This window comes from Acidovorax sp. KPB24-07 (assembly GCF_057543315.1).
Genome location: NZ_BAAJYS010000128.1, coordinates 1 through 10,641, shown reverse-complemented (window position 1 = coordinate 10,641; position 10,641 = coordinate 1). Strand labels below are relative to the sequence as shown.

8 protein-coding genes and 1 pseudogene are annotated in these 10,641 nt (G+C 66.1%); 8 read left to right on the top strand and 1 reads right to left on the bottom strand.

Annotated elements, in window-relative coordinates; genetic code table 11:
* Positions 1–59 precede the first annotated feature (59 nt).
* The 8 genes from AC27IQ_RS13985 (at position 60) to typA (ending at position 10,307) form a co-directional block, all read left to right on the top strand.
* Positions 60–1,349: a c-type cytochrome gene (locus AC27IQ_RS13985; protein WP_487089824.1), complete on the top strand. Its 1,290-nt coding sequence runs from the start codon at positions 60–62 to the stop codon at positions 1,347–1,349.
* 17 nt (positions 1,350–1,366) lie between these two features.
* A complete protein-coding gene (locus AC27IQ_RS13980) occupies positions 1,367–1,747 on the top strand; it encodes a thioredoxin family protein (RefSeq protein ID WP_487089822.1) in 381 nt (126 codons plus the stop codon).
* Positions 1,748–1,999: 252 nt separating this feature from the next.
* Positions 2,000–2,590, top strand: coding sequence for a ribosome maturation factor RimP (gene rimP, locus AC27IQ_RS13975; protein WP_272568705.1), 591 nt, complete (start codon positions 2,000–2,002; stop codon positions 2,588–2,590).
* Between the two features lie 76 nt (positions 2,591–2,666).
* Positions 2,667–4,151, top strand: coding sequence for a transcription termination factor NusA (nusA, locus tag AC27IQ_RS13970; protein ID WP_272568708.1), 1,485 nt, complete (start codon positions 2,667–2,669; stop codon positions 4,149–4,151).
* Between the two features lie 23 nt (positions 4,152–4,174).
* Positions 4,175–7,024 (top strand): translation initiation factor IF-2, encoded by a 2,850-nt coding sequence (gene infB / locus AC27IQ_RS13965; RefSeq protein WP_272568710.1) that lies wholly within the window; start codon positions 4,175–4,177, stop codon positions 7,022–7,024.
* A 15-nt stretch (positions 7,025–7,039) separates the two neighbouring features.
* Positions 7,040–7,411, top strand: a complete 372-nt coding sequence (rbfA, locus tag AC27IQ_RS13960) for a 30S ribosome-binding factor RbfA (protein ID WP_487089821.1) — start codon at positions 7,040–7,042, stop codon at positions 7,409–7,411.
* Positions 7,412–7,500: 89 nt separating this feature from the next.
* Complete coding sequence (gene truB / locus AC27IQ_RS13955) at positions 7,501–8,490, top strand: tRNA pseudouridine(55) synthase TruB (RefSeq protein WP_487089823.1); 990 nt, start codon at positions 7,501–7,503, stop codon at positions 8,488–8,490.
* The gene (gene typA, locus AC27IQ_RS13950; RefSeq protein ID WP_272568713.1) at positions 8,487–10,307 is read left to right on the top strand and encodes a translational GTPase TypA; all 1,821 of its coding nucleotides are present in this window, start codon (positions 8,487–8,489) and stop codon (positions 10,305–10,307) included. The genes truB and typA overlap by 4 nt, the downstream gene beginning before the upstream one ends.
* Here typA and AC27IQ_RS13945 read toward each other — a convergent pair.
* A pseudogene (locus AC27IQ_RS13945) lies at positions 10,237–10,641 on the bottom strand (hypothetical protein); the annotation flags it as partial. The gene typA and the pseudogene AC27IQ_RS13945 overlap by 71 nt on opposite strands.

The following is a 10,641-nucleotide window of genomic DNA, read 5'->3' as shown; positions in this document are numbered from 1 at the left end:
CTGCCGATGCCCTGCGGCGGCGTGGCCGCTGCCGGCACGGGCGCATCGGGGGGCTTGCGATGAAGCGCGCGCTGAAAGGGCTGGCCGGCCTGGTGCTGCTGGGTGCCTTGGCGTGCGCCGTGGTGGTGTACCTGAACCTGCGCGGCGAAGCGCCCTTGCCGCCGCAGGACGTGCCCCTGGCCCAGCCCACGCCGCAGGCCGTGCAGCGCGGCGAATACCTGGCGCGTGCGGGCAATTGCATGTCGTGCCACACCGCGCAGGGCGGGGCGCCGTTCGCCGGAGGCCGGGGCGTGGAGACGCCGTTCGGCGTGGTGTTCGCCAGCAACCTCACGCCCGACGCCGAAACCGGCCTGGGGCGCTGGACAGCGGCGGAGTTCTGGCGCGCGATGCACCACGGCCGGTCTCGGGACGGCCGGCTGTTGTACCCCGCGTTTCCCTACCCCAACTACACCCACGTCACGCGCGAGGATTCCGACGCGATCTACACCTACCTGCGCAGCCTGCCGGCCGTGCAGCGCACCAACACGCCGCATGCGCTGGCGTTCCCGTTCAGCACGCAGGCCGCGCTGGCCGGCTGGCGCGCGCTGTTCTTCCGGCCCGGCACGCTGGCGCCCGATCCGCAGCAGTCGGCCGAATGGAACCGGGGTGCCTACCTCGTGCAGGGCCTGGGCCACTGCGCGGCCTGCCACAGCCCGCGCAACGCCTTCGGCGCGACGAGCGAGTCGCAGGCGTTCCGCGGCGGGCTCATCCCGGTACAGAACTGGTATGCCCCGGCCCTCAACGCTGCCGCTGAGGCGGGTGTGGCCGGCTGGCCGCAGGAAGACGTGGTGGCGCTGTTGCGCACCGGCGTGGCGCCGCGCGGGTCGGTCACCGGGCCCATGGCAGAGGTGGTGTTCCGCAGCACCCAATACCTGAACGACGCCGACCTGGGCGCCATGGCGGTCTACCTGCGCGCGCTGCCCGCACACGAAGGCCCGGCGCCGGCGGTGGGGGTGGCACCCCCGTCCGCTTCGGCCATGGAGCGGGGCGCTGCCGTGTATTCGCAACAATGCGCGCAATGCCACGGAGAGCGCGGCGAGGGCCGGCCTGGGGCGTTTCCCGCACTGGCAGGAAACCGCGCCGCGACCATGGAAAATCCGACCAATCTGGTGCGCATGGTGCTCCTGGGCGGTTACCCGCCCACCACGGCCGGCAACCCGCGTCCCTACGGCATGCCGCCGTTCCGGCACGTGCTGGGTGACGAAGACGTGGCGGCGGTGTCGACCTATGTTCGCAACGCCTGGGGCAACCGGGCGGCCAGTGTGGGTACGATGGACATCTACCGCGCCCGTGAGGGGCGGCATCCCTGAGCTACACCCTTTCTTCCATGCACGAACCGGCCGCCTCTCCCGACATATCCCTCTCAAGCGCGACCGCCGGCTGGTGGGTCGTCTGCCTGTGCGCCGGCTGGTGCGGTGCGTGCCGCGAATACCGGGCGGTGTTCGACACCGTGGCGCAAGCCCATCCGCAGGCCCGCTTCGTGTGGGTGGACATCGAAGACGAGGAAGACCTGGCCGGCGATCTGGACGTGGAAACCTTTCCGACCCTGCTCATCGCCGATCCGGCCGGCGCGCGCTTTCTCGGTCCGCTGCTGCCCCAGTCCGGGGTGCTTTCGCGGTTGCTCGACAGCCTGGCATCCCAGCCTCCGGCAGGGCGGGATCCGCAGGCCCAGGCGCTGATCGAACGGGTGCGCGCAGCCCGTGGATAGCGGAGAACCGCCGGGCTTTTCGCTCGCTCGCCGCAGGGGCAGCTGGTACGCCTGTGGCGCCAATGCAAATTGCATGCCGCCGCCTTTGCAAAGCGGCGCGCGACAGGCTACAATTGCATCTTCACGACCAAACGGGCGGGTACCTACCGCCCGTTTTTTTTGGCCGTTCGCTTTTGGAGCTCGAAGCTGCCCTGGAAGGTCCTAGGTGGTTATCGGGTTTTTTGTACTTCTGGATACTGAACAGAACAACACGTGGCATTGCAGCAGATCGTTGAACAAACCGTGACCGGGCTGGGCTATGACCTGGTGGAGATCGAGCGCTCCGCCGGCGGCCTGCTGCGCATCACCATCGATTTGCCCTGGCAGGCGCCCGTGGAGGGCGAGCCCGTGCTGCCCGAGCAGTTCGTCACCGTGGAAGACTGCGAAAAGGTCACGCGGCAACTGCAGTTCGCGCTGGAAGTGGATGGCGTCGAGTACAAGCGGCTGGAGATCTCCTCGCCCGGCATTGATCGCCCTCTGCGCCACGAGCAGGATTTCATCCGTTTCACCGGGCACATGGTGGACCTCACGCTCAAGGCGCCCATCGGCGAGGCTGGCGGCGGTCAGGTCAATGCCAACCGCAAGAAATTCCGCGGCACGCTGGAGCGTACCGAAGCCGGTGGATGGCAGGTCGTCTGGAGCGAGGAGCCGCCCGTGAAGCCTGGCCAGCGGGTCAGCAAGAAACGGGTACCGGCGCCGCTGCAAGCGCTGGGTTTCACGCTGGACGAACTGCGCGATGCGCGCCTGGCGTCCATCGTCGATTTCAAGGGGCGGGGATCCAAAGACGGGCCGGTCCAGGCCTGACACACCGAACGAATACAAAGGTTGGCGCGCGTGGCGCGGCGGCCTTCAAGAGATTGAAAAATAGGAGAGTCGTCGCATGAATCGCGAACTGTTGATGTTGGTCGAAGCCATTTCGCGTGAGAAGAACGTGGAACGCGATGTGGTCTTTGGCGCCGTCGAATTGGCCCTTGCCCAGGCCACGAAGAAGCTGTACCAAGGCGAAGTGGACATCCGTGTCGCCATCGACCGTGACAGCGGCAACTACGAGACTTTCCGTCGCTGGCTCGTCGTGCCCGACGACGCCGGTCTGCAGAACCCCGAAGCCGAAGAGCTGCTGATGGATGCCCGCGAGCGCATCGCCGACATCGAAGTGGGTGAATTCATCGAAGAAGGCGTCGATTCCGTGCCGATCGGCCGCATCGGCGCCATGGCTGCCAAGCAGGTCATCCTGCAGAAGATCCGCGACGCCGAGCGCGAGATGCTGCTCAACGACTTCATGTCGCGCGGCGAAAAGATCTTCACCGGCACCGTCAAGCGCATGGACAAGGGCGACATCATCGTCGAGTCGGGCCGGGTGGAAGGCCGCCTGCGCCGCTCCGAGATGATCCCCAAGGAAAACCTTCGCAATGGCGACCGCGTGCGCGCCATGATCATGGAGGTGGACCTGACGCTGCGCGGCGCGCCCATCATCCTCTCGCGCTCGGCGCCCGAGTTCATGATCGAGCTGTTTCGCAACGAAGTGCCCGAGATCGAGCAGGGCCTGCTGGAGATCAAGAGCTGCGCGCGCGATGCCGGCAGCCGCGCCAAGATCGCGGTGCTGTCGCACGACAAGCGCGTCGATCCCATCGGCACCTGCGTGGGTGTGCGTGGCACGCGCGTCAACGCCGTCACCAACGAGCTGGCCGGCGAGCGGGTGGACATCGTGCTGTGGTCGGAGGACCCCGCCCAGTTCGTGATCGGCGCGCTGGCGCCGGCCAACGTGTCGTCCATCGTGGTGGATGAAGAGAAACACGCCATGGACGTGGTGGTGGACGAGGAAAACCTCGCCATCGCCATCGGCCGCGGTGGCCAGAATGTGCGCCTTGCTTCCGACCTGACGGGCTGGAAGATCAACATCATGGACGCGGCTGAAAGTGCGCAAAAGCAGGCCAACGAGACCGACACGGCCCGCAAGCTGTTCATGGAAAAGCTCGATGTGGACGAGGAAATCGCCAACATCCTGATCGAGGAAGGCTTCGCCAGCCTCGAAGAGGTGGCCTACGTGCCGCTGCAGGAAATGCTGGAGATCGAAAGCTTCGACGAAGAAACCGTGAACGAGCTGCGTGCCCGCGCCAAGGATGCGCTGCTCACCATGGAAATTGCCCGAGAGGAAAGCGTGGACGGCGTTTCGCAGAACCTGCGCGATCTCGAGGGCCTCACGCCCGAGTTGATCGGCAAGCTCGCCGAAGGCGGCGTGAACACCCGGGATGATCTGGCCGACTTAGGCCTTGACGAACTGACCGCCCTGACCGGCCAGTCTGAAGAAGATGCCAAAGCCTTGATCATGAAGGCGCGCGAACATTGGTTCGCGGGGCAAGAGTAGGTCAGGGGAGGTACGAACCAAATATGTCCAGTAACACAGTCGCCGAGTTCGCCACTGAACTCAAGAAATCGCCAGAAACCCTGCTCGACCAGCTCAAGTCTGCCGGGGTGGCCAAGGCCGCCCCGACCGATGCCTTGACCGAAACGGACAAGCAAAAGCTGCTGGCCTTCCTGCAGGCCAGCCACGGCACCGCCTCGGCCGATCGCAAGAAGATCACCTTGACGAAAAAATCCACCAGCGAGATCAAGCAGGCCGATGCCACCGGCAAGGCGCGCACGATCCAGGTGGAAGTGCGCAAGAAGCGCACTTTCATCAAGCGCGACGAAGGGGGCGAGGGCGCCTCCGACGCCGGCTCCGACGAGGCTGCCGAAGCCGCGGAAACCGTGATGTCTCCGGAATCGCAGGACCTCGTGCGCCGCGAAGAGGAGGCGCGCCGCCAGGCCGAGCTGATCGGCCACCAGGAAGCCGAGCTGAACGAAAAGCGCCGCGAGCGGGAAGCCCGCGAACAGCGCGAGCGCGAAGCCGAAGAGCGTGCTGCTGCCTACGCCGCGCAGGAGCAAAGCCGCAAGGCCCAGATGCAGGCGGAAAAGCAGGAGGCCTCACGCGAGCAGGCGGCGGAAGCCAGTGCACGCCAAGCCGCCCAGGCAGAAGCCCGCGCCAAGGCCGAAGAGGAATCCAAGGCCCGTGCGGCCGAGGAAACCGCGCGCGCCGTCGATCTGGACGAACGCCGCCGCAAGGCCCTGGCCGAAGCCGAGGCGATCCGCGCCATGATGGCCGCACCCAAGAAGGTGCTCGTGGCCAAGAAGCCCGAGGAGCCCAAGCCGGCTCCCGCGGCCGCCAAGCCCGCCGGTGCCGATGCCAAGAAGGGCACGCTGCACAAGCCGGCCGCTGCGCCGGGTGCCCGTGCACCGGCCGCGCCCGCCGGCGGCAACAAGGAGGTCAAGTCCGCCAAGCTGTCGTCCAGCTGGGCCGGCGATCCTGCCAAGAAGAAGGAAATCAAGACGCGCGGCGACAGCAGTGGCGGCGTGGGTCGCAACAACTGGCGCGGGGGTCCCCGTGGCCGCCGCAACGAGCGCGACGACCACCATCACCAGCAATCGGCTCCGGTGGAAGCCCGCATCATCGAAGTGCACGTGCCCGAAACCATCACGGTGTCCGAGCTCGCGCACAAGATGTCGATCAAGGCGTCCGAAGTCATCAAGGCGCTGATGAAGATGGGCCAGATGGTCACCATCAACCAGCCGCTGGACCAGGACACCGCCATGATCGTGGTGGAAGAAATGGGCCACAAGGCCGTGGTGGCGGCGCTGGACGATCCGGAAGCCTTCACCAACGACGACGTGGCCGGTGCCCAGGCCGAATCGGTCTGGCGCGCTCCGGTGGTCACCGTCATGGGCCACGTGGACCACGGCAAGACCTCGCTGCTGGATTACATCCGCCGTGCCAAGGTGGCCGCGGGCGAAGCCGGCGGCATCACGCAGCACATCGGTGCCTACCACGTGGAAACGCCGCGCGGCATGATCTCGTTCCTGGACACCCCGGGCCACGAGGCATTCACCGCCATGCGGGCCCGCGGTGCGCAGGCCACCGACATCGTCATCCTGGTGGTGGCGGCCGACGACGGCGTCATGCCGCAGACCAAGGAAGCCATCAAGCACGCGAAGGCGGCCGGTGTGCCCATGGTGGTCGCGATCACCAAGTCCGACAAGCCCGATGCCAACCCCGACCGCGTCAAGCAGGAACTGGTGGCCGAGCAGGTCGTGCCCGAAGAGTACGGCGGCGATTCGCCTTTCGTGCCCGTGTCCTCCAAGACCGGCATGGGCATCGACGACCTGCTGGAGCAGGTGCTGCTGCAGGCCGAAGTGCTGGAACTGCGCGCCCCGGTCGATGCGATGGCCAAGGGCCTCGTGATCGAAGCCGAGCTGGACAAGGGCCGCGGCCCCGTGGCCACGGTGCTGGTGCAGTCCGGTACGCTGAAGGTCGGCGACGTGGTGCTGGCAGGCCAGACCTATGGCCGCGTGCGCGCCATGCTGGACGAAAACGGCAAGGTCGCCAAATCGGCCGGTCCGTCGATCCCGGTGGAAATCCAGGGCCTGACGGAAGTGCCGCAGGCCGGCGACGAATTCATGGTGCTGGGCGACGAACGCCGGGCCCGCGAAATCGCCACCTACCGCGCCGGCAAGTTCCGCAACACCAAGCTGGCCAAGCAGCAAGCGGCCAAGCTGGAGAACATGTTCGCCGACATGACGGCGGGCGAGGTCAAGTACCTGCCCATCATCGTCAAGGCCGACGTGCAGGGTTCGCAGGAAGCGCTGTCGCAGTCGCTGCTCAAGCTGTCCACGGACGAGATCAAGGTCCAGCTCGTGTATGCGGGCGTGGGCGGTATCAGCGAGTCCGACATCAATCTGGCGATCGCCTCCAAGGCCATCGTGATCGGCTTCAACGTGCGTGCCGATGCTGGCGCGCGCAAGACGGCTGAGAGCAACGGCGTCGACCTGCACTACTACAGCATCATCTATGACGCCGTGGACGAGTTGAAGGTCGCCATGTCCGGCATGCTGGCCCCCGAGCAGCGCGAGGAAGTCATCGGCACGGCCGAGATCCGCACGGTGTTCGTGGCCACGAAGATCGGCACGATTGCCGGTTCGTACATCACCTCGGGCATGGTCCATCGCAACGCACGCTTCCGCCTGCTGCGCGACAACGTGGTGGTCTACACGGGCGAAGTCGACTCGGTCAAGCGCCTCAAGGACGATGTCAAGGAAGTCAAGGAAGGCTTCGAGTGCGGTATCAAGCTCAAGAACTACAACGACATCAAGGAAGGTGATCAGCTGGAGTTCTTCGACATCAAGGAAATCGCGCGGACGCTGTAAGGCCCGAGGCTCGACATGGCTGCGAAGAAATCCTCCACCCCCAACCGCGGCTTCAAGGTCGCCGATCAGATCCAGCGCGATCTGACGGAGCTGATCGCGCGCGAATTGAAAGATCCGCGCGTGGGCATGGTGACGTTGCAGGCCGTGGAGGTGACTCCCGACTACGCGCATGCCAAGGTCTTCTTCAGCGTGCTGATCGGTGACCCCGAATCCACGCAGGTGGCGCTGAACCAGGCCGCGGGCTTTCTGCGCAACGGCCTTTTCAAGCGCCTGCACATCCACACCGTGCCCACGCTGCACTTCGTGTTCGACCGCACCACCGAGCGTGCGGCCGATATGAATGCCTTGATCGCCAAGGCGGTTTCTTCGCGCGCCCAAGAAGACTGAGCATGCATACCGACGGGCCGCCCCAGGGAGCGAGTGCCCCCTTGGGGGGCAGCGATTTGCACGCAGCGAACGGGCCGCGTGGCGGTGCGGTGCGCGCGCCGCGCACCCGCATCCAGCGGCGTCCGGTGCATGGCGTGCTGCTGCTCGATAAACCGCTGGGCCTGTCGAGCAACGATGCCCTGCAGAAGGCCAAGTGGCTGCTGCGAGCGGAGAAGGCGGGCCACACCGGTACGCTCGATCCCCTCGCGACGGGCGTGCTGCCGCTGTGCTTCGGCGCGGCGACCAAGTTCAGCCAGCTGCAGCTGGACGCTCCCAAGACCTACGAGGCCATCGCCCTGCTGGGGACGACGACCACCACCGGCGACGCCGAGGGCGAGGTGCTGGCGCAGCGCGAGGTCGATCCGGCGCAACTCACGCCCGAGCGCCTGGCCGAGGTGCAACGCCAGTTCACGGGACCGATCCGCCAGGTGCCGCCCATGCACAGCGCGCTCAAGAAGGATGGCAAGGCGCTGTACGAGTACGCACGCGCCGGCATTGCCGTGGAGCGCGAGGCGCGCGACGTGGTCATCCATGCATTGAAACTGGCTCCGGTGCAAGAAACACTAGGGCATGCTGCTATCAAAATAATAGTAACCTGCAGCAAGGGCACCTACATTCGCACGCTGGGCGAGGACATCGGTGCCGCGCTCGGTTGCGGTGCGCACCTCACGTTCCTGCGGCGCATCGACACCGGCGGGCTGGGCGTGGAGCGCTGCGTCACGCTGGCCGCGCTGGAGGCGATGGACGAGGGTGAGCGCATGGCCTGCGTGCACCCCGCCGAGATCCTGCTGGCACAGCATGTGCGTGTCACGCTGGACAGCGAGAATGCCGGGCGGTTCCTGTCCGGCGTGCGCCGCCGCGGCCCCTGGCCCGATGCGCCCGCGGTCGCGGTCTTCGGAGACGATCCCCATGCCCTGCTGGGCGTGGGCCACACCACTGCGGGTGAACTGGTGCCCGACCGGCTCCTGAGCCCCTTGGAAATTCAACAGATTCTAGAAAGCACGCCGCAGGTAGAGCGCGGCATATTGGAAGCACTATGAGCAAACAAATCCGCAATATCGCCATCATCGCGCACGTTGACCACGGCAAAACCACCATGGTCGACCAGCTGCTGCGCCAGTCCGGCACCTTCGCCGACCACGAAAAGGTCGTCGATACCGTGATGGACAACAACGCCATCGAAAAAGAGCGGGGCATCACCATTCTGGCCAAGAACTGCGCCGTGAGCTGGGAAGGCACGCACATCAACATCGTCGACACCCCGGGCCACGCGGACTTCGGCGGCGAAGTGGAACGTGCCCTGTCCATGGTGGACAGCGTGGTGCTGCTGATCGACGCGCAAGAAGGGCCCATGCCCCAGACGCGTTTCGTGACCAAGAAGGCCCTGGCCCTGGGCCTGCGCCCGATCCTGGTCGTGAACAAGGTGGACAAGCCCGGAGCCAACCCCGACAAGGTGGTGAACGCCGCGTTCGACCTGTTCGACAAGCTGGGCGCGACCGACGAGCAGCTCGACTTCCCCGTGGTGTATGCCTCGGGCATCAATGGCTGGTCCTCGCTGGAAGAAGGCGCTCCCGGCGAGCAGTGGGGCCCCGACATGTCGGCCCTGTTCAACACCATCCTCAAGCACGTGCCCCCGAACTCGGGTGACCCGACCGCTCCGCTGCAGCTGCAGATCTCGGCGCTCGATTTCTCCACCTTCGTGGGCCGCATCGGCGTGGGCCGCATCAGCCAGGGCACCGTGAAGCCCGGCCAGGACGTGCTGGTGATGGAAGGCCCCGAGGGCAAGAGTGTCAAGGGCCGCATCAACCAGGTGCTGACCTTCCAGGGCCTGGACCGCATGCAGACGCCCCTGGCCGGCCCGGGCGACATCGTGCTGATCAACGGCATCGAGGACATCGGCATCGGCGTGACCGTGACCGACCCCTCCAATCCCGCACCGCTGCCCATGCTCAAGGTGGACGAGCCCACGCTGACCATGAACTTCTGCGTGAACACCTCGCCCCTGGCCGGCCGCGAAGGCAAGTTCGTGACCAGCCGCCAGATCTGGGACCGCCTGCAAAAGGAACTGCAGCACAACGTGGCCCTGCGCGTGAAGGAAACCGACGAAGAAGGCATCTTCGAGGTGATGGGCCGTGGCGAACTGCACTTGACCATCCTGCTGGAAAACATGCGCCGCGAAGGCTATGAGCTGGCCGTGTCCAAGCCGCGCGTGGTGTTCCGCGACATCAACGGCGAAAAGCACGAGCCGATCGAGCTGGTGACGGCCGACATCGAAGAAACCCACCAGGGCGGCGTGATGCAGGCCCTGGGCGAGCGCAAGGGCGAACTGGTGAACATGGAGTCGGACGGCCGTGGCCGCGTGCGCCTGGAGTACCGCATTCCGGCCCGTGGCCTGATCGGTTTCACCAACGAATTCCTGAACCTGACGCGCGGCTCGGGCCTGATCTCCAACATCTTCGACAGCTACGAACCGCACAAGGGCGCCATCGGCGGCCGCAAGAACGGCGTGCTGATCTCCATGGACGACGGTGAAATCTTCACCTACGCCCTGGGCAAGCTGGACGACCGCGGCCGCATGTTCGTGAAGGCGAACGACCCGGTGTACGAAGGCATGATCGTCGGCATCCACAGCCGCGACAACGACCTGATCGTGAACGCCACGCGCACCAAGCAGCTGACCAACTTCCGCGTCTCCGGCAAGGAAGACGCGATCAAGATCACGCCCCCGATCGACCTCACGCTGGAATACGGCGTGGAGTTCATCGAGGACGACGAACTGGTCGAGATCACGCCCAAGAGCGTGCGCCTGCGCAAGCGCTTCCTGACGGAAAACGAGCGCAAGCGCGCCGGCCGCTGATCGGTGAGGGGGTTTCGCTTCCCACCGCTGGCTTCGAGAAAGGCACCGCAAGGTGCCTTTTTCTTTTTCTCGTTGCTCTTCCTGCGGTGCCCCAGGGCTCAGGCAGGCAGGGCGGTCTCCCCGGCTGGGCGCCCTGCCCGGGCAGGGTAGAGGTGGCGATCGCCTGCGGTGCGTGGCTCGGCGCCAGCACGCATTCGCGCGCATGGAAGTCGGCCAGCGCGTCCCGGTGGCCCACGCTGATGACCGTGGAGGCAGGCAGGCGCTCGGCCAGCAGCGTGTAGAGCATGCGCTCGGCCGCCGGGTCCAGCGCGCTGGTGGCCTCGTCCAGCAGCAG

What these genes read in the sequence shown, in the direction of transcription:
- AC27IQ_RS13985 (WP_487089824.1), top strand. Translation starts at nt 60, where the DNA reads ATGAAGCGCGCGCTGAAAGGGCTGGCCGGCCTGGTGCTGCTGGGTGCC.
- AC27IQ_RS13980 (WP_487089822.1), top strand. Translation starts at nt 1,367, where the DNA reads ATGCACGAACCGGCCGCCTCTCCCGACATATCCCTCTCAAGCGCGACC.
- nusA (WP_272568708.1), top strand. Translation starts at nt 2,667, where the DNA reads ATGAATCGCGAACTGTTGATGTTGGTCGAAGCCATTTCGCGTGAGAAG.
- infB (WP_272568710.1), top strand. Translation starts at nt 4,175, where the DNA reads ATGTCCAGTAACACAGTCGCCGAGTTCGCCACTGAACTCAAGAAATCG.
- rbfA (WP_487089821.1), top strand. Translation starts at nt 7,040, where the DNA reads ATGGCTGCGAAGAAATCCTCCACCCCCAACCGCGGCTTCAAGGTCGCC.
- typA (WP_272568713.1), top strand. Translation starts at nt 8,487, where the DNA reads ATGAGCAAACAAATCCGCAATATCGCCATCATCGCGCACGTTGACCAC.